Source organism: Kitasatospora sp. NBC_00070, from assembly GCF_045041205.1.
Lineage (GTDB): Bacteria > Actinomycetota > Actinomycetes > Streptomycetales > Streptomycetaceae > Kitasatospora.
Map to the genome: position 1 here is coordinate 7,249,451 of NZ_CP108247.1, position 23,799 is coordinate 7,273,249.

Sequence of the window (23,799 nt, forward strand, 5' to 3'; positions counted from 1 at the left end):
GATATATCGGTTGTCCGGGGGCGACCGCTGTAGGTGGAATGGCCTGATGGTTACTCAGATCCGCCCGCCGCGGCGCGAAGAGATGGACGCCTACTACCGGGTGCTGCCGTACGCGAACGGGCTCCCGCAGTGGGAGCCGGCCGATGCCGCGTGGCACGGGGGGCCGGAGCCGTGGCCACCGCAGCGTTCCCCGGCGACCGCCGAGCAGATCGGGGAATGGGCGGCGGCCGCGGCCGGGGACGAGTCGTTCCACCCGATCGCGGCCTTCGCCGACGGGGTGTGCGTCGGGGCCTCGGCCGCCCTCTCGTTCGCGGTGACGGTCCCCGGCGGCGGGACGGTCCGGATCGCCGGTGTCACCTCCACGGGGGTGACCGCCACCCATCGTCGGCAAGGCCAGCTGCGCGGGATGATGCAGGCGATGTTCGACGCGGCGCTGGAGCGGGGCGAGCCGGTGGCGATGCTCAGCGCGAGCGAGGGCGGCATCTACGGCCGGTACGGGTTCTCGCCCGCGACCCACCGGGTCCGGTGGGAGCTGGACCGGCACGAGGCCGCGCTCCTCCCGGCCGCGCCCGACCCGGGATCGCTGGAGCTCGTCGACGCCGCGCGGGCCCGGCAGTTCTGGCCGGAGCTGCACGCGAAGGTGCGGGCCCACCGGGTCGGTGAGCTCACCCCGTCGCCGGGGCACTGGGACGGGCTGTCCGACGAGGCGGACGGTACGGACGGACCGCTGCGGTACCTGGTGCACCGGGACGAGCACGGCGAGCTGGACGGCCTGGCGCACTTCCGGCTGCCGTGGTCCCCGACCGCGGCCGGTGCCGGGACGCTGGTCGTCGAGGCGCTGGAGGCGACCCGCCCGGCGGCCTACCGCGCCCTGTGGGCGCTGCTGGTGGACTTCGACCTCACCCGGACGGTGGTGGCACCCGGCCGCCCGCGCGACGAACCACTGCGGTGGATGCTCGCCAACCCCCGGGCGATGCGCGTCACCCGCCAGTCGGAAAACCTGTGGGCCCGGCTGCTCGACGTCCCGCTCGCCCTGACGCAGCGTTCGTACGACACGGCGGGCACGCTCGCGTTCACCGTCGACGGCGACCGGATGTGCCCGGCGAACAACGGGACCTGGCTGCTCCGGGCGGACGGTGCCGAGGTGACCTGTGTCCGCACCGAGCGGGCGGCGGACCTCACCGTCACCGTGCAGGCGCTGGGTTCGCTCTACTTCGGCGGGGCGTCGGCGCACGACCTGGCGTACGCGGGCCACCTCGTGCCGCACACCGAGGGCGCGGTCGGGCGGCTGGCCCGGATGTTCCGGACCGACCCCGAACCGCACAACTCCTTCGGCTTCTAGGGCGGGTCGGGTGCGGCCCCGCCGTACGTGCGGCACGGTGGGGCCGACGAAGGGTCAGTGGACCAGTTCGGACGGCTGCTCCGTCGACTCGTCGTCACCCACGCGGCGGCGGAGCAGGTGCCAGGAGAAGGCGGCGGAGGCGAGGAGCAGGGCCGCCGCGATGAAGGCGGCGATGTTCATGCCGTGGACGAAGGCGGTGCGACTCGCGGTGAGCAGCTGGTCGCCGAGTTCGGCGGGGAGGGTGCCGGCGGCCTCGACCGCGTTGCCGAGGGATTCGTCGGCCCGGGCGGCCAGGGCCGGGTCGACGCCGGCCGGGGCGACCAGGGTGGCGGCGTAGATCGCGGTGACCACGGAGCCGACCAGGGCGATGCCGAGGGCGGTGCCGAGTTCGTAGGCGGTCTCCGAGACGGCCGAGGCGGCGCCGGCCTTGTCGGCGGGGGCGGCGGTCAGGACCAGGTCGGCGGAGAGGGTGTAGACGATGCCCTCGGCGGTGCCGACGGCCAGGAAGGAGCAGCCGAGCACCAGGTAGCTGGTGTCCTGCTGGACCCAGCCGAGCACCGCGATGCCCAGGCCCATCACCAGCAGGCCGCCGACCAGGGTGACCCGGGCACCGGTGCGGCGGGCCAGCTGGGCGGTGAGCAGCCCGCCGGCCACCGCGCCGACGAAGGCGGGGAGTTCGGCCAGACCGGCCGTCAACGGTGAGTACCCGCGCACCAGTTGGAGGTACTGCGACATGAAGAAGATCACGCCGGACAGACCGATCAGCGAGGTGAGCGAACCGAGCACGGCCGCCGTGAAGCGCCGGTCGGTGAACAGTCGGACGTCCAGCAGCGGGGTGGGCAGCCGGAGTTGGCGACGGACGAAGACGGCCAGCGCGGTGGCACCGAGCGCGAAGGTGACCGGCACCGGCCAGTGGCCGAGCCCGCCCGCGGCGGCCTCCTTGATCGCGTACACCACGCCGATCACGCCGGACATCGAGAGCAGCACGCTGAGCACGTCCCAGCGGCCCGGGTTCGGGTCCTTGGACTCGGGCAGCAGCCAGGCGCCGAGCACCAGCAGCAGTGCCAGGATCGGCAGGTTGAGCAGGAAGACCGAGCCCCACCAGAAGTGCTCCAGCAGGATGCCGCCGACCACCGGGCCGAGCGCGGCGCCGGCGGTGGCGCCGGCGCCCCAGATGCCGATCGCGGTGGCCCGCTCCCGGGCGTCCGGGAAGAGGCTGCGGATCAGCGAGAGGGTGGAGGGCATGATGGTGGCGCCCGCGACCCCGAGCAGTGCCCGGGCCAGGATCAGCCAGCCGGCGCTCGGCGCGTACGCGGCCAGCAGGGAGGCGGCGCCGAAGGCGCTGGAGCCGATCAGCAGCAGCTTTTTGCGGCCGATCCGGTCGCTGAGCGCGCCCATGCTGACCAGCAGGCCGGCCAGCACGAAGGAGTAGCTGTCGCCGATCCAGAGCAGCTGGGTGCCGCTGGGGTGGAGGGTCTCGCTGATCGAGGGCAGGGCGAGCGAGAGGACGGTCGCGTCGAGCGCGACCAGGGTCACCGCCAGCACCAGGACGGCGAGGCCGACCCAGCGCTGCCGGGAGGCGGGTCGGTCGAGGGTGGTGCTCATGACTGGTCAGGGCTCCTGAGGGCGCCGCCGAGGAAGAGCTCGGCGAGCGAGTAGGCACTGTCACGGGGGGCGAGGCGGCCGTCCTGGACGGCCCAGCCGACGCCGGCCACCAGGTCGAAGAACGCCTCGCTGAGCCAACCGGCGGAGAGTTCGATCCGGAACACTCCCTGCTGCTGGCCACGGAGGAAGAGGGCGCGGACCCGCTCGTCCTGGATCTCCCAGAGCTCGTTGATCTCCGGGTCGTCGAAGAGCTGGTTCTCACCGGCCAGGAAGGCGCAGAGCGCCGCGTCCGGCACCACGGCGTCGACCAGGCGTCGCAGCGCGGCCTGGGCGTCGCCGTCGTCTATCGCGGCGGTGTCCAGCGCGGTGGCGAACTTGCGCAGGCCGAGCGCGCCCACCTCGCGGATCAGCGCCTCCCGCCCGGGAAATATCCGGTGCAGGGTGGCCCGGCTGATCCCGGCGGCGCGGGCGATCTCGTCCAGATGGGCGGTGGGTCGGCGGGAGAGCACGCCGACGGCGGCTTCGAGAACGGAGTCACGGTCGGTGGCCATGAGCCGAGTGTAGATCAGATGAGACGTCGATGTCTCATCTGCATCGGAAATGCCTCAGTCGGAGTCGGGCCAGGGCGGGTCGGGCGGCGGTCCGCCGGGGGTTTGGCCGGGCGACGAGGGGTGAGACGGAGTGCGCGCGGCGCCGGGCCGTGCGGAGAGGGGAACCGTTCCGTGCTGCTGTGGAGCATCCTGCGCCTGCTGGTGCTGGCCGCCGCTTCGGCGCTGGCCGCCCTCGTGGTGGTCCGGGTGGCCGAGTGGACGGTCCGCCGGCTGACGGCGCGACGTGCCTGGAACGGGGCGTCGCCGCTGGTGCGCGGCTGCCGCAGACCGTTCCTGTGCGCGGCGACCGCCGGCCTGATGCTGGCCGGCGAGGCGTCGGCGGGGCTGCCCGCCATGCTCCGCGACGCCGTGCGGCACGGGCTCGTCCTGCTCTGCGTCGCCGCCTGCGCCTGGCTGGCCGCCCGGCTGGTCGCGCTGCTGATCGACACCGGCGTACGGCTGTCGGTCCGCCGCCAGGACGCCGGCCGGATCCGCCGGGCGCGCACCCAGGCGGGCATGCTGCGCCGGGTCTGCCAGGCGGTGATCGCGGTGGTGGCGTTCGCCGCGATGCTGATGACCTTCCCGGCCGTCCGGACCCTGGGCGCCAGCCTGCTGGCCTCCGCCGGGCTGATCGGCGTGGTGGCCGGGGTGGCCGCGCAGAGCACGCTGGGCAACCTGGTCGCCGGGATCCAGATGTCTTTCGGTGACATGGTGCGGATCGGCGACGAGGTGGTGGTGGCCGGCGAGTGGGGCACGGTCGAGGAGATCACCCTCACCTACGTGGTGGTGGCCACCTGGGACCAGCGACGGATCGTCATGCCGGTCTCGTACTTCGCCGGCCGGCCGTTCGAGAACTGGTCCCGCAACGACGCCCGGATCACCGGGACCGCCGTGCTGCACCTGGACCACCGCACCCCGATGGACGACCTCCGGGTGGAGTTCGACGCCGTGCTGGCCAAGTCCGAGCTCTGGGACGGCGAGGGCAGTGCGTTGCAGGTGGTCGACACCACGCCGTCCACCATCGTGGTGCGCGCCCTGATGACCGCCCGGAACGCCGGAGACGCTTTCGACCTGCGCTGCCACGTCCGCGAGCGGCTGGTGGGTTACCTGCGCGAGCACCATCCGCAGGCGCTGCCCCGGCTGACCCTGGCCGGCGCCGGGCGGCAGCCCGAGGGGCCGCCGCCCGGGGTGAACGACGGTCCCACCAGCGGCTCCGGACGCCCGGTCAGACGCCGACGGCGGGTGCGGCGTCGGTGACGCCGTGCTGCTCCTCCTCGGGGCGGCCCCGCCGGGGCAGCAGGAAGGTGACGGCGAGGAAGACCACCAACAGGCCCGCCTGGACCAGCAGGGCGTGCCGGAAGCCCGCGGTGAAGTCGCCGGTCTCCGCCGAGGCGAAGAAGACCGAGCCGAAGACGGCGACGCCGATCGAACCGCCGATCGACTGCACGGCCGACAGCACGCCGGAGGCCGATCCGATCTCCCGGTCGTCCACGGCGGCCAGCACGAAGCTGAACAGGGCGGCGATCACCAGGCCCGCCCCGACCCCGCAGACGGCGACGCCCGGGGTGACGTCCCAGACCGAGAACGAGGCCGGGTCGAGCCCGTCGAGTTCGAGCCAGAGCAGGGCCGCGCCGGCCAGTTGGACCAGCGGGCCGATCTGCAGCACCCGGCGCCCGATCCGGTCGGCCAGGAACGCACCGCTGACGGCACCGCCGATCGCGGTCCCGACGGCGAGCGGCAGGTTGCCGAGCCCGGCCTGACCGGCCGTGAACTGACGGCCGATCTGCAGGTAGAGGGTGAGCACGAGTTGGGTGCCGACCAGCCCGCTGAAGAACAGCGCGATGCCGCCGAGCCCGACGGTGAACGCGGGCTTGCGCAGCAGGGCGGGCGTCACCAGCGGCTCGCGCCCGGCGGCGGCCGTCCGGCGCTGCTGGCCGGCGAACAGCGCGAAGCCGAGCAGGGCGCCGGCCATCGACAGCCAGGTCCAGAGCGGCCAGCCGTCCTGCTGACCCTGGTTCAGCGGCAGCACCAGCAGGGCGCAGGAGGCCGCGACCAGTGCGGCGCCGGTCAGGTCGACCCGTACGGTGCGGTCGCCCGGCTTCCGGGGGACGACCTTCGCGGCGACGAGCAGGGCGGCGAGGCCGATCGGCAGGTTGACCAGGAAGACCGAGCGCCAGCCCAGGCCGAAGAGGTCGGCCTCGATCAGCCCGCCGCCGAGCACCGGCCCGACGATCCCGCCCAGCCCGAGGACGGGCCCGAAGATCCCGAACGCCTTGGTCAGCTCGGGGCCGGAGAAGTTCTCCCGCAGCAGGCCGAGGCCCTGCGGGAGCAGCATCGCCCCGGCGGTGCCCTGGAGCAGCCGGAAGGCGATCAGCGAGCCGATGTCCGGGGCCAGCGCGCAGAGCAGGGAGGTGGCGGTGAAGGCGGCCAGGCCGAGCAGGAACATCCGGCGGCGGCCGTAGCGGTCGCCGAGGCGCCCGCCGAGCACCAGTCCGGCGCCGAGGGTGAGGGCGTAGCCGCCGATCACCCACTGCAGGCCGACCGGGCCGACCGAGAGGGACTCCTCCAGGGCGGGGCCGGCCACGTTGACGATCGAGGCGTCGAGGAGGTCCATGACCTCGGCGACCAGCATCACGACCAGGATCAGCCAACGCCAGCGGTAGGGCTCGGGGGTGGGGGGTGGGCTGTGCATCCAGATGCCTCCATCGTGAAGTAATTCCACGATGAAGATAGAATTGGCGCCGGTAGGTTGTCAAAGACGAGTCGCGGACGCGGGTCGCCGGGCGGAGCGGAAGGGGCATGCTCGATGGCGGAAGAGGATCTCGCGGCGCAGCGCGAGCGGCTGATGCAGGGGCTGCGGGGCTACGGCGGCCACTACGCGGAGCTCAGTCGCCGGTTCGCCGCCCGGCTGGGCCTGCACTCCACCGACGCGGTCGCCGTGCTGGAGATCGCGGCGGCCGAGGAGCGCGGCACCCCGCTGTCACCGGCCCGCCTCAGCGAGCGCATCGCGCTCTCCTCGGGTGCCACCACCGCGCTGCTGAACCGCCTGGAGGCGGGCGGCCACGTGGTCCGCAGCCGCGAGGACTCCGACCGACGCATCGTCACACTGCGCGGTGGCGGGCGGATCCAGGAGCAGGCCGACGAGTTCTTCGGCCCGCTGGCCGGCCGGCTGGACGCGGCGATGGCCCACTACCCGCCGGAACTGCTGGCGCGGTTCGAGGACTTCGTGGCGGACCTGAACGCCACCCTGGACGGCTACCTGGCCGGCCCGGCCGAGTGACCGGGGCCGGACGGCGAGGAGCCCGGGGCCACCTCGACGGTGGGCCCGGGCTCCGGCCGCGCGGTCAGCTCTGGTGGTCGGTCAGCTCTGGTTGTAGAAGCCGGTCTCGTCGAGCGGGCGGTCGATCACCATCACCTCGACGTCGGCCGGGGTGAGCAGGAAGACCCGGCGGGCGATCCGCTCGATCCCGCCCTGGGTGCCGAAGACCAGGCCGGAGGCGAAGTCCACCATCCGCTTGGCCTCGGCGTCGGTCATCTCGGTCAGGTCCATCACCACCGGGATGGCCGCGCGGATGTGCTCGCCGACGGTGCGGGCCGCCTCGAAGCCGGTCGGCTTCAGGGAGACGATCTTCGCCGGGGCGGGGACGGCCACGGCCGACTCCTGGGTGGCCCACGAATCCTCGTAGACCGCGGCGGGGTAGTTACCGGAGGGCATCAGCCACCCGTTGTGGTGCTCGTCGCGAAGTGCTCCCATTGCCGCGCCTCCCTTTCTCGTCCCGTACGCGTCCCCCCGGTGACCACGTCAGCTGACGCGTCATCCATCCGTCGGAACTGTCCGAGTATCGCACTGATCACCGCTTCGGTGCCCGTTCGTGACCGCCGGGTGGGGCGTGGCTCGCGGGACAACCCGGATTTTCCGGGCATCTCCTGCGACGCCGCAGCTCGCCGTACGGTTCCGCGCGTAGACCATATCGGTGTGCGTCAGACCACAGTTGACTGTTCGTCAACAGTCCTGTAACGGATTGGCCGGATTCGCCCACCCGTCGTGTCGGGCGAGCGAGCCGGGCGCGCTGCTCATGGACAGCATCCTGGCGGATCGCACCGACAGTTCCCAGTGAATTCGACGGTGCGTCAGCGGCCGGACGGGGGAACGGTGGAGAGCTCCGGGGCGCGGTCGGCGGCCGGTTCGGGCGCCGGACGGCGGGAGCGGCGGTACGCGCGCCAGCCGGCCACCACGGTGTAGAGGCACATCAGCACGATCAGCGCGGCCGAGATCAGGAAGGCCGGTGACCCCGGGTGGCCGGCGCTGGCCCCGGCGATCACGTACGCGGCCGTGCCCGGCGCCACCCCCAGCGCGGTGGCGAGGGTGTACGGCAGCACCCGGACGGCGGAGAAGGCGGCGCCGTAGTTCGCCGCCTGGAACGGCACCCCCGGGATCACCCGGACCAGCAGCATGCTGCGGAAGCCGTGCTCGCTGAGCCGCCGGTCCAGCGCTGTGGCGATCCTCCCGCGCAGCAGCGGCCGGATCGCGTCCCGGCCGAGCGCCCGCCCGAGCCAGAAGCCGAGCAGCGCGCCGAGCGTGGTCGCCGCCACGGCCACCGGCACGCCCTGGGCGGTGCCGAGCACCACGCCCGCCGCGCCGTTCAGCGCGGGCTTGGGCACGAAGGCGAGCGTGGCCACGGCGTAGACCAGCAGGAAGACCGGGATCGGGACGCCGTCCCGGAGCAGTTCGGTCGGGCTCCAGAGCAGCAGTGATCCGGCCGCCGCCGCGAGCACCGCGAGCAGCGCCCCCAGGCGGAACCACGGGGACCGGAGCACGCGCGACACGACAGGCACCGGGTGAGTCTACGGTCCGGGCGGGCGGCGGCTCACACCGCGTCGAGGAAGGGGAGCAGGGCGGCGGTCAGTTCACCGGGAGCGTCGAGCGAGATCAGGTGGGCCGCGCCGGCGAACTCGACCAGGCGGGCGCCGGGGATCTCGGCGGCGTACCGGCGGGCGATGGTCCGGAAGTCCGCGACGTCCAGCAGGCCGATCCCGACCAGGGTGGGGACGGTGAGGGTGGTGAGGTCGACGCCGGGGACGCCCTGCGAGTGCTCGCCGACGGTGTCCTGGTGCACCAGTGAGGTCCGGAGCGGGCCGCGGACCTGCTCGGCCAGCTCCGGAGCGACCTCGGCCCAGCCGCGGTCCGGGCCGCGCAGCCACATGTCGAGGTTGACCGCGACGGCGGCGTCCAGGTCACCCGCGGTCAGGGCGGCGGTCTCGGCCTCGTCGTACGCGACCTTCTCCGCCGACCAGTCGAAGCCGCCGATCGCCGGGGCGAGCAGGGTCAGCGACCGGACCCGCTCCGGGTGGGCGTGCGCGAAGGCCACCGAGATCCGGCCGCCCCAGGAGGCGCCGACCAGGTCGACCCGCCGGTGGCCGAGGTGGTCGAGCAGCCGGCCCAGGTCCTCGGTCTCGCTGAACGGACCGGACGGGGGAGCGGACTCCCCGAAGCCGCGCAGGTCGTACCGGATGACGGTGTGCCGCTCGGCGAGCGCGGGCACGATCGGGTCCCAGAGCCGGTGGTCGGTGATGCCGGCGTGCACCAGGAGGACGGGGGTGCCCGCTCCGGTGACGGTGTACGAGAGGTGGCCGAGATCGTCGGCAAGAGTGATCATCCGCGGATGATCGCATCACTCCCGGTGCAGCGCCAGATATTTTCGCAGGTCAGGCGCCCACGGTGCCGTCGATGCCCTCGCGGAGCAAGTCCGCGTGCCCGTTGTGGCGGCCGTACTCCAGCAGCACGTGCACCAGCACCATCCGCAGCGAGACCTCCTCCTCCCACCTCGGCTGGTACCCGGCCAGGTCCAGCGACTCGGCGGCCTGCTCGATCCGGCGGGAGTTCGCCACCTCGGCCTCCCAGGCGCCGAAGGCCTCCTCCCGGGTGGAGTCGCTCGCGTCGTACGCGGCCTGGAAGTCGATCTTCTCGGACCAGACCATCGGGGCGTCGTGGTCCTCGAACACCCGGCGGAACCAGGCGCGTTCCACCTCGGCCAAGTGCCGGACCAGGCCGAGCAGCGACAGGGTCGAGGGCGGGCTCGACTGCTGCCGCAGCTCCTCGTCGCTGAGCCCCGCGCACTTCATCGCCAGGGTGGCCCGCTGGTACTCGAGGAAGGCCCGCAGCATCTCGCGCTCGCTGCCGAAGTTCGGGGGGCCGATCCGGGTGTCGTCGGTCACTGGTGCTCCTCGTCCGTACTGGTGGGTGGGGCGGGAGCCAGTATTGACGGTCAGCCGTCAGGCCGGGGACCCGGCCCCCGGTTGGCCGCGCGCAGCGCACCCCGGACGGGCCGGGCGCATTGGGGCCGGTGACGAGGCGTCAGGCCGGGTCCGAGCGACGGGACCTACGCCGCCGCCCACTACGAGCTGCACCAGCCGTGCGTGGCCCGCCGGATCAGCTCCCGGTCCGGGGCGTGCCCCGGAGCTGCTTGAGCAGGGCGATGTCCGCCGCGTGGCGGGCGCCCTCGACGCGGGCCGGGTCGTGCCGGCCGTCGGGGGTCTCGATGATCAGCGGGACGCCCTCGGTGGCCGGGTGGGCGAGCAGTTCGGCGAAGGCGGGGGCGCCGATGTGGCCGGTGCCGATGTTGGCGTGGCGGTCCTTGCGGGCGCCGGCCACGTCCATCGAGTCGTTGGCGTGGATCAGGCGGAGGCGGCCGGGGCCGACGGCGGCGAGCAGGGTGTCGAGGAGTTCGGTGACGCCGTCCGGGGCGGCCAGGTCGTGCCCGGCGGCGAAGGCGTGGCAGGTGTCCAGGCAGACGCCGACCCGGGGGTGGTGGTCGAGTGCCTCGACGTACGTGGCCAGGTCCTCCATCCGGGAGCAGAGCGAGCTGCCCTGCCCGGCGGTGGGCTCCAGCAGCAGCCAGGGCGCGTCCTCGCCGAGCGCGTCCAGCCGGTCCAGCAACGGCCGGACGTCCGCGCGGACCTGCGCCATCGCCTCGGCGTAGCGGGAGCCGCCGTCGGCGGACCGGCCGACGGCCGAGCCGGTGTGCACCACCACGCCGAGCGCGCCGATCTCGTGCCCGCGCGCCAGGGAGTGCCAGAGCGATTCGGCGGAGCGCTCGCGGGTGGCGGTGGAGTCGGAGCCGAAGTTGATCAGATAGGGCGCGTGCACGTACGCCGGGATGCCGGCGGTCGCGCACGCCGCCCGGAACTCCGCGTCCCGGGAGGGTGTCCCGGCGGGGGTGGCCCAGCCGCGCGGGTTGGCGACGAAGACCTGGACGGCCTCCGCGCCGACCCGCTCCGCATAGGCCAGGCCGGTGCCGACCAGCCCGCGACCGGCCACCGGCACATGGGCGCCGACGGGGTTGCGGGTGGCGGGAACGGGCGGCTGAGCTGCGGTGTTCATGGCCACGAGGGTAGCGGGGGCTCCGTCGTGGCCGTCCGGCGGAGGTCGGCCGGGGAGGCCGGACCCGCTGGGTCAGACCTGCTGGCCGGCGGCCCAGCTCGCGAACGCGGCCCAGGCGCCGACCGGGAACTCCAGGTGCGGGCCGGTCGGGTTCTTGGAGTCACGGACCGGCACGACGCCGTGCGCGGCGGCGAGGTTCAGGGCCGGCTGGACGCAGTTGCCTCCGGAGGCCCCGCTGTAGCTGGACGACTGCCAGTCAGCCCGGTTCAGCTCGGTGCTCGTCAGCATGGTGTTGGTGCTCCTTCGCTACCTTTTCAACGAGGTTCAGCGACGCTTCCGGTGACAGGGCGTCAGCCCGTGCCAGGTCATAGGAGAGCCTCAACTCTCTTACCGTGTCCGGGTGTTCGATCAGCACACCGGCGTGCGGCGCCTCGACGTACCCCGTGTCGGGGATCCCGTCCGCAAAGGACATTAGCGTCATGGACCCCTCCAGCAACGCGTGTGCACCCCGGGAGGTCTCCAGCACCTGGATCACAACCATCCGCGACCGGACGAGATCAACAAGGTGCCCCAACTGATCAGCCATCGTGCCGAATCCGCCCACCGGGCGACGAATGGCATTTTCCGCCAGAAGCCACCACAACAAGGGACGTGTTGGACCACGGAGCAGCTCCTGCCGGCCCAGCCGGGCGGCCACCTTCTCCTCGATGGTCTCCGGCGGGGCCAGCGGCAGCCCGGCCTCGAAGACCGCCCGCATGTACCCCTCGGTCTGCCCGAGGCCGGGGATCAGCTCGCCGCCGTACTCCAGCATCTGGCAGGCCCGGGGCTCCAGTTCGGCGTACGACTTGAAGAAGCCGGGGAACTGGCCGCGGGTGATGTGCGGCCAGAGCTTGGAGAAGATCCCGCCGGTCTCCAGCGCCCCGTCCAGCCGCTCGGCGAACTCCCGGGTGGGGGTGCGGCGGCCGGTCTCTATCTGGCCGACCAGTGATCCGGTGTAGCCGAGCACCTCGCCCAGGTTCTCCTGGCTGAGCCGGGCCCGCGAGCGGTGTTCGCGCAGCTCGGAGCCGAAGAGGGCGAGCATGGACTCGGACGGGTCGAGTTCGCGTGGGTTGGGCATCTGTCCGTGGTTCCCCCGGGTCGGCTGGCCCGGCCGGTGAGGGCGGCCGGGTCTGTCGGCTGGACTGTTGGACCGTCAACTCTGTTCGCGGTCGCTCTCCGTGTCGATCCTGTTACCAAGCTAGTCGATCGGGATCACGGTCGGCGGGGCAACGAGGCAAAGCGCGACAGCGGAGGACGGCGATGAGCGAGTTGGCGGAACGGATCGAGGAGCGGGCCCGGCCCGGCCGGACGGCGGGCGAGCGGCGGGGATTCGACCGGGCCGAGTACGTCTCCGGCTCGGCGCTCTCCTTCGGCGAGTGCGGCTGCCCGATGCCGGACTGCCCGATCCGGGCCGGTGACGGCGAACGCCTGCGGCTGGACCGGGGGATGCGGTAGCCGGGGACGGTGCCGGGCGGGGAGTCCGGTCCCGGAAACGCAGAGGGCGCGGGGCCGAGGCCCCGCGCCCTTGTACTGCGCCGTGTTCACGCCCCGCTGGTCGCGGGCTCCTCGCTCGGTGCGGCGGCGGAGGCGGCGGTGGTCTGCCGGAGGGCGCCCGCGCTGAGGACCAGGGCGGCGGTCAGGGCGGTGACCACGGTGAAGGAGGCGGTCAGTGAGGTGGTCTGGGCGATCAGGCCGATCACGGCGGGGGCGATCAGGCCCGAGGTGTAGGTGATGGTGGCGACGCCCGCGATCGAGCGGCTGGGGTTGCTGCCGGTGCGTCCGGCCGCCGCGAAGGCGAGCGGGACGACCACGGCGATGCCGATGCCGATCAGGGCGAAGCCGGGGATGGCCAGGTAGGGCGAGTCGGCGAGGACCACCAGCAGCCCGCCCAGGGTGGCGACACCGCCGCTGACCCGGACCGCGCGGACCGGGCCGAGCCGACGGACCACCAGGTCGCCCGCCAGCCGGGCCACCGTCATGGTGGCGGCGAAGGCGGTGAAGCTGGCCGCCGCGACGGTCGGCGAGGCGCCGGTGACGTCCCGCAGGTAGACGCCGCCCCAGTCCATGCTGGCCCCCTCGGCGAAGACCGCGCAGAAGCCGACCAGGCCGATCGCCAGCGCCGAGCGCGGCGGCAGGGCGAAGCGCGGCGGCGCGTCCTCGTCCTCGGCCGGCCGGATGTCGATCAGCCCGCCGCAGACCGACCAGCCGAGCACCGTGAGGACCGCCGCCGTGGCGGCCAACTGGGCTCGGGCGTCCAGCTGTTGGTGAGCCGCCAGCACGCCGAAGCCGGAGGCGATCAGCCCGCCCGCGCTCCACATGCCGTGCAGGCCCGACATGATCGAGCGGCCGAGCCGCTGCTCGACCTCCACGCCCTGGGCGTTCATCGCCACGTCGGCCATGCCGGCGGCGGCCCCGTACGCGAGCAGGCTGAGCCAGAGCACGGCGAGGTTGGGGGCGAGCGCGGGCAGGGCGAGCGCCAGGCACCAGAGCGCCAGCAGTCCCCGGACGGCCGCCCGCTCGCCGTAGCGGTGGACCACCCGCCCGGCCAGCGGCATCGCCAGCGAGGCGCCGATCGCCGGGGCGACCAGGGCCAGGCCGAGCTGACCCGCGCTCAGGTCCAGGTGGTCCTGGATCCACGGGATCCGGGTGACGAAGCTGCCGGTGACCGACCCGTGCACGGCGAAGACCAGGGCGATCCGCACCCTGGCCCGGCGGGCCTGCTGGTCACTGTCCATGACGTGGATTCCCCTTCCGGCGGACTGCCGGACAAACTATCAGGCAGGTACCCTGATAGATAGCTCTGGAAGGATGCTGCTCCATGACCATCGCGCGCACGGCCACACCGAGCACCGCCCGCGCCATCAACGATCGCCTGGCGCTGGAACTGCTGCTCGCCCACGGCCCGCTCACCGCACCCGAACTGCGGAACCTGACCGGCCTGTCCCGCCCCACCGTGGCGGACCTGCTGGAACGCCTCCAGCGCGGCGGCCTGGTGGCCGTGGTCGGCGAGAGCGGCGAGCAGCGCCGTGGTCCGAACGCCCGGCTGTACGCCCTGGTGGCCGACCGGGCGCACCTGGGCGCCATCGACGTCCGCTCCACCGGGGTCTCGCTGGTGATCGCCGACCTGACCGGCCGGACGCTGGCCACCGCCGAGATCCCGGCCGGCCCCGAGCACGGCGATGACCTCGCGGAGCGGACGGTGCGGACACTGCTGGGCACCGCCGAGCAGGTCGGGGTCCGGCACCTGCACACCGTCGCGGTCGGTGCCCCCGGGGTGGTCGACCCGGCCACCGGCGTCCTGAACAACTCCGGCCGGCTGCCGCGCTGGCACGCCGAGCTGCTGGCGGCGCTGCGGGCCCAGCCGGAGACCGAGGTGATCCTGGAGAACGAGGTCAACCTGGCGGGCATCGCGGAGCACCGGATCGGCGCCGCGCAGGGCCGGGAGGACTTCGTGCTGCTCTGGCTCGGCCACGGCGTCGGCGCCTCGGTGGTGCTGAACGGGCGGCTGCGCCGGGGGGCCTCCGGCGGGACCGGGGAGATCGGCTTCCTGCCGGTGCCCGGCACCGGCGCGCTGCCCAACGCGATCGGCTGCGACGGCGGCTTCCACTCGCTGGTGGCCGGCGCGGCGGTCTGCGAGCTGGCCCGGGCGCACGGGCTGGCCGTCCCCGACGGCGGCCCGGTCGAGCAGGCCGAGGGGGTGCTGCGGTCGGCGCTGGCGACCGGTGCGACCGCCTTCCTGGCGGAGCTGGCCGACCGGATCGCGATCGGGGTGGCCGCCGTCTGCGTGGTGATCGACCCGGGCTGCGTGGTGCTCGGCGGCGAGATCGGCCGGGCCGGCGGTGCCGCGCTGGCCGCGCTGGTGGAGCGCCGGCTGGCCGAGCTGTCACCGTTCCCGACCGAGGTGCGGGCCGGGTCGGCCGGCGGCGGTGCGGTGCTCGCGGGCGCGGTGCTGACGGCGGGCGACGCCGTCCGGCGGGACCTGTTCGGCGAGCCCTAGAACGGCGCCGGGGCTTGACGGCCGGTCAGCTGCTGGGCGGCCGGAGGGCGGGCATGCCGAGCGCCACGGCGGCCACCAGGCCGGCGATCAGGACCACGGTGACCAGCACCCCGCCGCAGACCGCCCTGACCGAGCGGCGCTCCCGCCGGGGCGGGGCGACGTTGCTCTGGTACCGCTCCGCCTCGGCGATGAACGAGAACGGGACGGGCTCGGGTGCCATGGGGCTGCTCCTCCTGGGGGCGGGGCGGGTCAGGACCGGTCGGTGCGGGTTGGGGCCCGACCGATCGCAGCATGCCCGATTCGTTCAGTTTAATGCCGAAAAATGGCTGACTGACCGTTAGCTGACCAGCCCCCCGATACGGCAGGATGGCGGTGACAGCAGCAGCGCACAGTCCCAGCACAGGAGCAGCTCATGGGCCAGGCGGACCGGCCGGTCAATCCGTACCGAATCGGCGAGGCCGCCGCGATGCTGGGCGTCAGCGCGGACACGGTGCGGCGCTGGGTGGACGCCGGCCGGCTGGTCGCCGAGCGGGACGAGCACGGGCACCGGATCGTCGCCGGGGCCGAGCTGGCCGCCTTCGCGCGCGAGCTGGCCAAGCCGGAGAACGCCGAGGCGGAGGGCCGTCCCTCGTCGGCCAGGAACCGGTTCCCCGGCATCGTCACCAACGTGGTGCTCGGCGACGTCGCCGCCCAGGTGGAGATCCAGGCCGGCCCGTTCCGGGTGGTCTCGCTGATCAGCCGGGAGTCGGCCGAGGAGCTGAACCTGGTGCCGGGCGCCCCGGCCACCGCCGTGATCAAGTCCACCAACGTCGTGGTCGAGCGGAGCTGACGGAGCGCCATGTCGAAGCACGTGCTCGCGGTCGCCCACCGGGGCGACCCGTACCGCCACCGGGAGAACACCCTGGCCTCGGTCGAGTCCGCGCTCGCCGCCGGGGCCGACGCCGTCGAGGTGGACGTCCAGCTCACCCGGGACGGCGTCCCGGTGCTGCTGCACGACCTGACGCTGCAGCGGCTCTGGGACGACCCGCGCCCGGTCGGCCGGGTCACCCTGGCCGAGCTGGAGCAGGTCGGCCGGCCGGGGCTGCGGGTGCCGACCCTGGCCGAGGCGGTCAAGGCGGTGGCCGAACGGCCGGGTGCCCGGCTGCTGGTGGACCTGGACGAGCCGGGGCCGGCGGCCGCCGCGCACGCCGTGGTGGCCGGGCTCGGCGCCGAGCGGCTGGTCGGCTACTGCGGCCCGGTCGGCGCGATGCTCGCGGTCCGGGCGCTCGACCCGGCGGCCGAGCTGTCGCTCACCTGGAAGCTGCCGAGGATGCCCGTCCCGGCCCTGCTGGCCGACCTCGGGCCGCGCTACCTCAACCCGCCGTTCGGCCTGGTGGACGCGGAGTACGTGGCCGAGGCCGGGGCGGCCGGACTGGCCGTCAGCGCCTGGACGGCGGACCGGCGGCGCACCATGACCCGGCTGCTGCGGGCCGGGGTGGCCTCGGTGACCAGCAACCGGGTCGCCCTGCTGCGCCGGGTGCTGGACGGCCGGGCCTAGGGCCTGTCGTCAAACCCCCGCCTGCGGGCCGCCGCCGGGGCACGCACCTCGCCGGCTTCTCGTCGGTCGCCGATGCTCCGCATGGACTCCCTCCTCGGCACCGCCGAGCCACGCACCCCAACGACGCCCCGCGGACGACGGGGGTTCGACGACAGGCCCTAGCTGCGTCGAAACGGACATTCCATCAGATCCTGTGCTGAGATGAGCTGATCATCAGCGGCGCCAGGACGGAGACGGCATGTCAGCGGAGCCCGGGCAGGCGGCGCAACCGACGGGGGTCCGTCCCGAGGACCGCCGCCCGGCGCAACTGATGCTCCCCCCGGTGGTCCGGGCCACCGCCGCCTGGTCGCTCGCGGTGATCCTGTTCATCGGGGTGGCGACCCTGGTGGTGTACGCCTTCGTCGCGCTGCGCGCCGCCACCATCCCGATGATCCTCTCGCTGCTGGCCACCGCGCTGCTCCATCCCGTGATGCCCTGGCTGGTCCGGCACGGCGTCAAACGGGGCCCGGCGGCCGGGCTGACCTGCGTGGTGCTGGTGCTGGTGGTCTGCGGGGTGCTCGGCATCCTGACCAACTCGCTGGTGCACAGCGCCCCGCAGATCGCGGCGGCGCTGCGCGACGCGGGCGACCAGCTGGCCGACTGGCTCGGCCCGGTCGGGGAGAAGCTCCAGTTCGCGCTCTCCCAGTCGGCGGGCAGCGGCAGTTCGCTGGTCGGCTCGGTGGCCAGCGGGGTGCTCTCCGGGCTCGGTTTCGCCACCCAGGCGATCACCGGCGCGGTGCTGTCGCTCGCCCTGGTGTTCTTCTTCCTCCGGGACGGCCACCGCAGCCCCGACCTGGTCCGCTCGATCGTGCCGGGCCCGAAGGCCGAGACGGTGATCGCCTGTGGGCAGCAGGCGTTCAAGGCGACGGCCGGCTTCATGCGCGGCACCACGCTGATCGCCCTGATCGACGCCACCTTCATCACCATCGGCCTGCTGATCCTCGGGGTGCCGGGGGCGCCCGGCCTGGGCGCGCTGGTCTTCATGGGTGCCTACATCCCGTTCATCGGCGCCTTCCTCTCCGGCACCGTCGCGGTGCTGGTCGCGCTGGCCGACGGCGGGCTGGCCACCGCGCTCTGGGCGCTGGGCGTGGTGCTGGCGGTGCAGATGATCGAGGGCAACATCCTGCAGCCGGTGATCCAGAGCCGGACGGTGGAGCTGCACCCGGCCACCATCATGTTCGCGGTGGTCGCGGGCTCCGGGGTGGCGGGCATCATCGGCGCCCTGCTGGCCGTGCCGGTCAGCGCGGCGGCGCTGGGCATCGTGTCGGTCCTCCGGGGCACCGACGGCCGCCCGCACCGGGTCGGGGCCGAGCCGTAGGGGTTCCCAGCAGGGCCTGGCCGTGCCCGAGTTGGGGTTGGTGACGAGTTATCAGGTCAGTTGTCCCGGACTGTTGACTCGGAGTCCAACAGCCGGGATTCTCGTCACACCGTGCACGCGGAACCCGACTGAGTGGTGATCATGACTAGACACGCGCACAGCAGGCACAGACTCCTGGCGGTTCTCTCGCTGCTCCTCGCCCTGGTCGCGATGGCGCTGGTCCCGGTCCCCGGGGCGGCGGCCCAGTCCGACTGGTGGACCCCGACCGCACGTCCGGCCCCCGACTCCGGGATCAACGTCACCGGCGCGCCCTTCCAGGGCACGGACGCCAACGGGCAGGTCCGGGGATTCGTCGACGCGCACGACCACCTGATGTCCAACGAGGCGTTCGGCGGCCGGCTGATCTGCGGCAAGCCGTTCTCCCAACTCGGCGTCGCCGACGCGCTGAAGGACTGTCCGGAGCACTACCCGGACGGCTCGCTGGCGGTCTTCGACATGATCACCAAGGGCGGTGACGGCCGGCACGACCCGGTCGGCTGGCCGACCTTCAAGGACTGGCCCGCGCACGACTCGATGACCCACCAGCAGAACTACTACGCCTGGGTCGAGCGGGCCTGGCGCGGCGGCGAGCGGGTGCTGGTCAACGACCTGGTCACCAACGGCGTGATCTGCTCGGTGTACTTCTTCAAGGACCGCAGCTGCGACGAGATGACCTCGATCCGGCTGCAGGCGCAGAAGACGTACGAGATGCAGGCGTACATCGACACCATGTACGGCGGCCCGGGCAAGGGCTGGTTCCGGATCGTCACCGACACCGCGCAGGCCCGACAGGTGGTCCAGCAGGGCAAGCTGGCGGTGGTGCTGGGGGTCGAGACCTCCGAGCCGTTCGGCTGCAAGCAGATCCTGGACGTCGCCCAGTGCAGCAAGGCGGACATCGACCGGGGCCTGGACGAGCTGTACGGGCTCGGGGTGCGCAGCATGTTCCTCTGCCACAAGCTGGACAACGCGCTGTGCGGGGTCCGGTTCGACGAGGGCGCGCTCGGCACCGCGATCAACGTCGGGCAGTTCCTGTCCACCGGCACCTTCTGGCAGACCGAGAAGTGCGCCGGGCCGCAGCACGACAACCCGATCGGCCTGGTCCCGGCGCCGGTCGCCCAGCAGGAGCTGCCGGCCGGGGTGGCCGTCCCCTCCTACGCGGCCGACGCGCAGTGCAACACCCGCGGCCTGACCGAGCTGGGTGAGTACGCGGTGCGCGGCATGATGAAACGCAAGATGATGCTGGAACTCGACCACATGAGCGTCAAGGCGGCCGGGCAGGCGTTCGACCTGATGGAGTCCCAGTCCTACCCGGGTGCGCTCTCCTCGCACAGCTGGATGGACCTGGACTGGATCGAGCGGGTCTACAAGCTCGGCGGCTTCGTCGCCCAGTACATGAACGGCGCCGAGGCGTTCAGCGCGGAGGCCAAGCGGACCGACGCGCTGCGGGACAAGTACAACGTCGGCTACGGCTACGGCACCGACATGAACGGGGTCGGCGGCTGGCCGGGCCCGCGCGGGGCCGACACGGCCAATCCGGTGCGGTACCCGTTCCGGAGCGTCGACGGCGGCTCGGTGATCGACCGTCAGACGGCGGGGCAGCGCACCTGGGACATCAACACCGACGGTGCCGCGCACTACGGCCTGGTGCCGGACTGGATCGAGGACATCCGGCTGGTCGGCGGCCAGGGCGTGGTGGACGACCTGTTCAAGGGCGCCGAGTCCTACCTGCGCACCTGGGGCGCCGCCGAGCAGCACCGGGCCGGGGTGAACCTGGCCGCGGGCTCGACCGCCTCGGCCAGCTCCGCCGAGTGGAACCCGTTCACCAGCTTCGCGCCCGGCCGGGCCGTGGACGGTGACGCGGGCAGCCGCTGGGCCAGCGACTGGAGCGACGACCAGTGGCTGCAGATCGACCTCGGCTCCGAACACCTGGTCAAGCGGGTCACGCTGGCCTGGGAGCGGGCGTACGGGAAGGCGTACCGGATCGAGGTCTCCACCGACGGCACCAACTGGCGGTCCGTCTGGTCCACCACGACCGGTGACGGCGGCCTGGACACCGCGCAGTTCGCCGGGGTTCCGGCCCGTCAGATCAGGGTGCACGGGGTGCAGCGCGGTACGCAGTGGGGCTACTCGCTGCACGAGGTGGGCGTGTACAGCACCTGACGGCCGGGGTAGCGTGCGGCCGGACCGGTTCACCCCGGTCCGGCCGTACGTCGTCCGGAACGGAACGGGGCCAGGGGTACGGACTGCGGGGCACGGGAACAGGGCACGGAGCACGGAGGGAGCACCACCGATGGCACGGATGCCGTCCGCCGACCGGCGTCGGCAGCTCACCGAGGCCGCGATCCGGGCGATGACCCGGGACGGCGTGGCCCGGACCACGACCCGCTCGATCGCCGCCGAGGCGGGTCTGTCGCTGAGCGTCTTCCACTACTGCTTCGACTCCAAGCAGGCGCTGCTGGAGTCCGTCATCACCACCATCACCGAGCACTCGGTCACCATGGTGCGGGACGCGATCCGGCCGCGGGCCACTCTGCGGGAGACCGTCCGGGCCGGCTTCCGGGCCTACTGGGAGCACGTGGTGGCCAACCCGGCCGAGCACATGCTGACCTACGAACTGACCCAGTACGCCCTGCGCCAGCCCGGGTTCGAGCACCTGGCCCGGCGGCAGTACGAGCTGTACACCGAGACCTACCGGGAGCTGATCGAGGAGCTGTGCCGCCGGACCGGTGCCGAACTCCTCGCTCCCGTAGGGGTGTTGGCGAGCTACCTGGCGGCGATGACGGACGGGCTGACGGTCAACCACCTGGTGCTCGGCGACGCGGGTGTAGCGGTGCAGGTGCTCGACCTGGTCACCGACCACGTCGCCGGGCTGGTCCGGGCGCCGGGTCAGCCGACGGTGGCGGGGGAGGGGAAGTAGGCGCCGATCCAGCGGTCGAGCTCGGCGAAGACCTGGGTGCGGGCGGTCTCCCCGGAGAGCACCAGGTCGTGCATCCCGCCGTCGATCCGGACGGTGGTGACGTGCCGGCCCAGGCGGGGCGCGAGCGCGGCGATGTCGTCCGCGCGCAGCACCGCGTCGGTGTGCAGCAGCGCCGGGTCCCACTTGCCGGTGACGGTGGAGGCGGTGGAGGCCATCATCAGCACCGGGCAGTCCACCGCCAGGCCCTGCCGGACCTGGCGGTGGCCGCGCTGGATCGCGGCCAGCCAGCCGGCGTACAGCGGGAAGCCCTCGGCGGGCTTGAGCGCGAGGTCGAAGTCCCAGCTGCCCCGGTGGTCGCGGTGCAGGCTGTGCACGTAGTGCGGGTTGAGCGGCGCGGGCAGCTTGCGCAGCGCGGCGAACCGGCCGAGCGCCTCGACGGCCGGTGCGCCGAGGGTGCGCAGCGCGGGGGCGGTGGGCATGGCCAGGAACGGGCTGTTCAGGAAGAGCCCGTCGACCAGCTGCCGGTCGGCCCGTCGGGAGGCCCACAGGGCGGCGATCAGCCCGCCGGTGGAGTGGCCGTTGACCAGCAGCCGGGTGTGGCCGTCCTGCTCCCGGATGATCCGGACCGCGGCGTCGAGCTCCTCGTCGTAGGCGGCCAGGTCGCGGACGAAGTTCGGCGACTGGTGGTGCCGCAGCGAGCGGCCGTACTTGCGCAGGTCCAGTGCGTAGAAGGAGAAGCCGGCCGCGACGAAGTGGTCGGCCAGGTTGGTCTGGAAGAAGTAGTCGGTGTAGCCGTGCAGGTACAGCACCGCCCGCTGGGACCCCGGGACCAGCCGCCGGACCAGGGTCGCACTGACCGGCCCCTCCTCGTCGGGCGTCAACGGCAGCTCGGCCGCCTCGTACGGCGTCCCCAGGATGTCTTCTCGGAACTCCACTGCCGCACCAACCTCTGCTCCGGCCTGCCGTGGCAGGACCACCGATCCGCGACCACCGACTCTACCGGCCGGTAGCCCGGGACGGCCCGAGCCGGCGTCCCGCTTATGCTGCGGTCATGCCCACAGACACCCCGACCGGAGGAACCGCGACGAGCCCCGAGGACCGGCTGCCGGTCGAGCGGACGGTCGGGCTCGGTACGGCGAAGCTGATGCCCGATCTGGACTGCGACGGCGGCTGGCTGCTGACCCTGGACGGCACCCCGCAGTCGTACGTCGACCTCGACGATCCGACCCACCTCGAGTTCGAGTACACCCGGCGGATCGCCCACCTGCTGGACGCGACGGCCCCCGCCGGGCAGCCGCTGGACGTGCTGCACCTGGGCGGCGGGGCGCTCACCGTGCCGCGCTACCTGGCCGCCACCCGGCCCGGTTCCGGGCAGCGGGTGGTCGAGGTGGACGGCCCGCTGGTCGAGCTGATCGCCGATCAACTCCCGTGGCCGGACGGCATCACCGTGCAGGTCGGCGACGCCCGCGAGGCGCTGGCCGCCGCCGCCCCCGGTTCGGTGGACGCGGTGGTCGCCGACGTCTTCCACGGCTCCCGGACCCCCGCCCGGCTGACCTCGGTGGAGTTCGTCGGCCTGGCGGCCGCCGCGCTGCGCCCCGGCGGCTGCTACGCCGCCAACCTGGCGGACGGCCCGCCGCTGGCCTTCGCCAAGGCCCAGGCCGCCACCGTCCGGGCGGTCTTCCCGTACGTCTGCCTGGCCGCCGAGCCCTCGGTGCTGCGCGGCCGCCGCTACGGCAACGTACTGCTGATCGGCTCCGACCGGCCGCTCCCGGAGGCGGAACTGACCCGCAGTCTGGCCGGTGACGTCTTCCCGGCCCGGCTCTGCGCCGAGGCCGAACTCACCCGCCTGATCGGCCGCACCGCCCCGGTCTCCGACGCGACCGCCACCGACTCGCCGCCACCGCCGGAGGGCGCGTTCAGCGTGGGGTAAGGGGCAGGGCGGTACTGTCGCTGCCGGGCGATCAGCTTCCACGAACCGACCCCCAGGAGCGCCGTTCATGAGGATCCACCTGTCCAGCGTCTTCGTCGACGACCAGGAGAAGGCGCTGCGGTTCTACACCGACGTGCTGGGCTTCGTGAAGAAGCACGACGTCCCGCTGGGCGGCGCGGACCGCTGGCTCACCGTCGTCTCACCGGAGGCACCGGACGGCACCGAACTTCTGCTGGAGCCCTCCGGCCACCGGGCCGTGGGCCCCTACAAGACGGCCCTGGTCGAGGACGGCATCCCGGCCACCTCCTTCGCCGTGGACGACGTACCGGCCGAGTTCGAGCGGCTGCGGGCGCTCGGCGTGCGCTTCACCCAGGAGCCCACGGAGATGGGCCCGGTCACCACGGCCGTCCTGGACGACACCTGCGGCAACCTGATCCAGCTCGTGCACAGCAAGTAGCGGCCCGGCGCGGGTGCCTTGCCGGAACGGAGCACGTCCATGGGTACTGCGGCTCAGGTCCCCGGGGAGTACAGCGTCAGCGATCCGGAGCGGGCGCTGAAGTACGCGATCGAGCACGTTGCGGGGGACCGCACCGAGCTCGTCGAAGGCGTCATCACTCCCGTGTCGGTGCCATGGGCGGACGAGAGAGCGTCGGGCCTGGTGCGTCGTCAGCTCTCGCCGAGGCTGCAGGAGCTGAACCTGGTGGCCGGGTCGGGGAACCTCGACCTGCCCGGCTCCGAGAACTGGTACATCCCGGATCTGGCGGTGGTGCCGGCGGAGCTCGCGAAGACGGAGGGGGCGCTGCTGCCGGACCAGACCCTGCTGGTGGTGGAAGTGACCTCGCCGTCGAACGGGGAGACGGACCGGACGGTCAAGCGGCGCAGGTACGGGCAGTACGGCGCTCCGGTGTACCTGCTGGTGGACCGTCAGCAGCGGGAGTGCACACTGTTCACCGAGCCCGGGCGGCTGGGGTACGAGAGCGTGGACGGGCCGCACCCGTTCGGGACGCCGGTGCGGCTGCCCGTGCCGTTCGAGGTGGAGATCGACACCACCGGGATGTGACTTCC

Annotated in this window: 26 protein-coding genes; 13 read left to right on the forward strand and 13 right to left on the reverse strand. The window is 73.2% G+C overall.

The genetic code is table 11. The features are described 5' to 3' along the window. The first annotated feature begins 46 nt into the window (after positions 1-46). Entirely contained in the window at positions 47-1,342 is a 1,296-nt protein-coding gene (locus OHV05_RS32755; protein ID WP_405020931.1) for a GNAT family N-acetyltransferase, read from the forward strand. A gap of 54 nt (positions 1,343-1,396) precedes the next feature. Here OHV05_RS32755 and OHV05_RS32760 read toward each other — a convergent pair whose 3' ends face one another. Together OHV05_RS32760 and OHV05_RS32765 are read right to left on the reverse strand one after the other, a co-directional pair. Then, positions 1,397-2,947 carry an MFS transporter gene (locus OHV05_RS32760; protein WP_405020932.1) on the reverse strand — a complete coding sequence of 517 codons (1,551 nt, stop codon included), beginning with the start codon at positions 2,945-2,947 and terminating at the stop codon, positions 1,397-1,399. Further along, positions 2,944-3,498, reverse strand: coding sequence for a TetR/AcrR family transcriptional regulator (locus tag OHV05_RS32765; protein ID WP_184910954.1), 555 nt, complete (start codon positions 3,496-3,498; stop codon positions 2,944-2,946). Before OHV05_RS32765 ends, OHV05_RS32760 begins: the two co-directional genes overlap by 4 nt. Positions 3,499-3,669: 171 nt before the next feature. Between OHV05_RS32765 and OHV05_RS32770 the strand changes: the two genes are divergently transcribed. Continuing rightward, positions 3,670-4,794 carry a mechanosensitive ion channel family protein gene (locus OHV05_RS32770; protein WP_405020933.1) on the forward strand — a complete coding sequence of 375 codons (1,125 nt, stop codon included), beginning with the start codon at positions 3,670-3,672 and terminating at the stop codon, positions 4,792-4,794. On the opposite strand, the gene OHV05_RS32775 is transcribed toward OHV05_RS32770, so the two are convergent. Next, on the reverse strand, positions 4,763-6,229 hold the full coding sequence (locus OHV05_RS32775; protein WP_405020934.1) for an MFS transporter: 1,467 nt from the start codon (positions 6,227-6,229) through the stop codon (positions 4,763-4,765). The two genes, OHV05_RS32770 and OHV05_RS32775, sit on opposite strands and share 32 nt — an antisense overlap. A gap of 114 nt (positions 6,230-6,343) precedes the next feature. Here OHV05_RS32775 and OHV05_RS32780 point away from each other — a divergent pair, with 114 nt between their 5' ends. After that, positions 6,344-6,817 (forward strand): MarR family winged helix-turn-helix transcriptional regulator, encoded by a 474-nt coding sequence (locus OHV05_RS32780; protein ID WP_405020935.1) that lies wholly within the window; start codon positions 6,344-6,346, stop codon positions 6,815-6,817. Positions 6,818-6,898: 81 nt separating this feature from the next. Here the strand turns inward: OHV05_RS32780 and OHV05_RS32785 are convergent, their stop codons facing one another. From OHV05_RS32785 to OHV05_RS32815, 7 genes are all read right to left on the reverse strand, one after another. After that, the gene (locus tag OHV05_RS32785; RefSeq protein ID WP_405020936.1) at positions 6,899-7,291 is read right to left on the reverse strand and encodes a cell division protein SepF; all 393 of its coding nucleotides are present in this window, start codon (positions 7,289-7,291) and stop codon (positions 6,899-6,901) included. A 377-nt stretch (positions 7,292-7,668) separates the two neighbouring features. After that, complete coding sequence (locus OHV05_RS32790; RefSeq protein ID WP_405020937.1) at positions 7,669-8,373, reverse strand: TVP38/TMEM64 family protein; 705 nt, start codon at positions 8,371-8,373, stop codon at positions 7,669-7,671. Positions 8,374-8,405: 32 nt separating this feature from the next. Next, entirely contained in the window at positions 8,406-9,194 is a 789-nt protein-coding gene (locus OHV05_RS32795) for an alpha/beta fold hydrolase (RefSeq protein WP_405020938.1), read from the reverse strand. Between the two features lie 49 nt (positions 9,195-9,243). Beyond that, a complete protein-coding gene (locus OHV05_RS32800; protein WP_405020939.1) occupies positions 9,244-9,753 on the reverse strand; it encodes a DinB family protein in 510 nt (169 codons plus the stop codon). Positions 9,754-9,967: 214 nt separating this feature from the next. Beyond that, complete coding sequence (locus OHV05_RS32805) at positions 9,968-10,918, reverse strand: deoxyribonuclease IV (RefSeq protein WP_405020940.1); 951 nt, start codon at positions 10,916-10,918, stop codon at positions 9,968-9,970. Between the two features lie 72 nt (positions 10,919-10,990). Next, positions 10,991-11,206: a DUF397 domain-containing protein gene (locus OHV05_RS32810; protein ID WP_403035788.1), complete on the reverse strand. Its 216-nt coding sequence runs from the start codon at positions 11,204-11,206 to the stop codon at positions 10,991-10,993. Further along, positions 11,175-11,999, reverse strand: coding sequence for a Scr1 family TA system antitoxin-like transcriptional regulator (locus OHV05_RS32815; protein WP_405020941.1), 825 nt, complete (start codon positions 11,997-11,999; stop codon positions 11,175-11,177). Before OHV05_RS32815 ends, OHV05_RS32810 begins: the two co-directional genes overlap by 32 nt. A gap of 218 nt (positions 12,000-12,217) precedes the next feature. Here OHV05_RS32815 and OHV05_RS32820 point away from each other — a divergent pair, with 218 nt between their 5' ends. Then, positions 12,218-12,412 carry a hypothetical protein gene (locus OHV05_RS32820; RefSeq protein ID WP_403035782.1) on the forward strand — a complete coding sequence of 65 codons (195 nt, stop codon included), beginning with the start codon at positions 12,218-12,220 and terminating at the stop codon, positions 12,410-12,412. Positions 12,413-12,498: 86 nt separating this feature from the next. Here OHV05_RS32820 and OHV05_RS32825 read toward each other — a convergent pair whose 3' ends face one another. Beyond that, entirely contained in the window at positions 12,499-13,692 is a 1,194-nt protein-coding gene (locus OHV05_RS32825; protein WP_405020942.1) for an MFS transporter, read from the reverse strand. An 83-nt stretch (positions 13,693-13,775) separates the two neighbouring features. On the opposite strand from OHV05_RS32825, the gene OHV05_RS32830 reads away from it, so the two are divergent. Beyond that, positions 13,776-14,954 (forward strand): ROK family transcriptional regulator, encoded by a 1,179-nt coding sequence (locus OHV05_RS32830; protein WP_405020943.1) that lies wholly within the window; start codon positions 13,776-13,778, stop codon positions 14,952-14,954. Between the two features lie 25 nt (positions 14,955-14,979). Here OHV05_RS32830 and OHV05_RS32835 read toward each other — a convergent pair whose 3' ends face one another. Next, on the reverse strand, positions 14,980-15,174 hold the full coding sequence (locus tag OHV05_RS32835; protein WP_403035773.1) for a hypothetical protein: 195 nt from the start codon (positions 15,172-15,174) through the stop codon (positions 14,980-14,982). Positions 15,175-15,366: 192 nt separating this feature from the next. Here OHV05_RS32835 and OHV05_RS32840 point away from each other — a divergent pair, with 192 nt between their 5' ends. The 5 genes from OHV05_RS32840 (at position 15,367) to OHV05_RS32860 (ending at position 20,804) form a co-directional block, all read left to right on the forward strand. Further along, on the forward strand, positions 15,367-15,783 hold the full coding sequence (locus OHV05_RS32840) for a molybdopterin-binding protein (protein ID WP_405020944.1): 417 nt from the start codon (positions 15,367-15,369) through the stop codon (positions 15,781-15,783). A gap of 9 nt (positions 15,784-15,792) precedes the next feature. Then, positions 15,793-16,491: a glycerophosphodiester phosphodiesterase gene (locus OHV05_RS32845; protein WP_405020945.1), complete on the forward strand. Its 699-nt coding sequence runs from the start codon at positions 15,793-15,795 to the stop codon at positions 16,489-16,491. 238 nt (positions 16,492-16,729) lie between these two features. Then, entirely contained in the window at positions 16,730-17,848 is a 1,119-nt protein-coding gene (locus OHV05_RS32850) for an AI-2E family transporter (RefSeq protein ID WP_405020946.1), read from the forward strand. Positions 17,849-17,989: 141 nt separating this feature from the next. Beyond that, positions 17,990-20,047: a discoidin domain-containing protein gene (locus OHV05_RS32855; RefSeq protein ID WP_405020947.1), complete on the forward strand. Its 2,058-nt coding sequence runs from the start codon at positions 17,990-17,992 to the stop codon at positions 20,045-20,047. Positions 20,048-20,177: 130 nt separating this feature from the next. Further along, the gene (locus OHV05_RS32860; protein ID WP_405020948.1) at positions 20,178-20,804 is read left to right on the forward strand and encodes a TetR/AcrR family transcriptional regulator; all 627 of its coding nucleotides are present in this window, start codon (positions 20,178-20,180) and stop codon (positions 20,802-20,804) included. Here OHV05_RS32860 and OHV05_RS32865 read toward each other — a convergent pair. Further along, positions 20,774-21,739 (reverse strand): alpha/beta hydrolase, encoded by a 966-nt coding sequence (locus OHV05_RS32865; RefSeq protein WP_405020949.1) that lies wholly within the window; start codon positions 21,737-21,739, stop codon positions 20,774-20,776. The two genes, OHV05_RS32860 and OHV05_RS32865, sit on opposite strands and share 31 nt — an antisense overlap. A gap of 116 nt (positions 21,740-21,855) precedes the next feature. Between OHV05_RS32865 and OHV05_RS32870 the strand changes: the two genes are divergently transcribed. The 3 genes from OHV05_RS32870 to OHV05_RS32880 all read left to right on the forward strand — a co-directional run bounded on the left by OHV05_RS32870 (position 21,856) and on the right by OHV05_RS32880 (position 23,794). Continuing rightward, positions 21,856-22,734 carry a spermidine synthase gene (locus tag OHV05_RS32870; protein WP_405020950.1) on the forward strand — a complete coding sequence of 293 codons (879 nt, stop codon included), beginning with the start codon at positions 21,856-21,858 and terminating at the stop codon, positions 22,732-22,734. 67 nt (positions 22,735-22,801) lie between these two features. Further along, positions 22,802-23,191: a VOC family protein gene (locus OHV05_RS32875; protein ID WP_405020951.1), complete on the forward strand. Its 390-nt coding sequence runs from the start codon at positions 22,802-22,804 to the stop codon at positions 23,189-23,191. Positions 23,192-23,230: 39 nt separating this feature from the next. After that, on the forward strand, positions 23,231-23,794 hold the full coding sequence (locus OHV05_RS32880; RefSeq protein WP_405020952.1) for a Uma2 family endonuclease: 564 nt from the start codon (positions 23,231-23,233) through the stop codon (positions 23,792-23,794). Positions 23,795-23,799 lie beyond the last annotated feature (5 nt).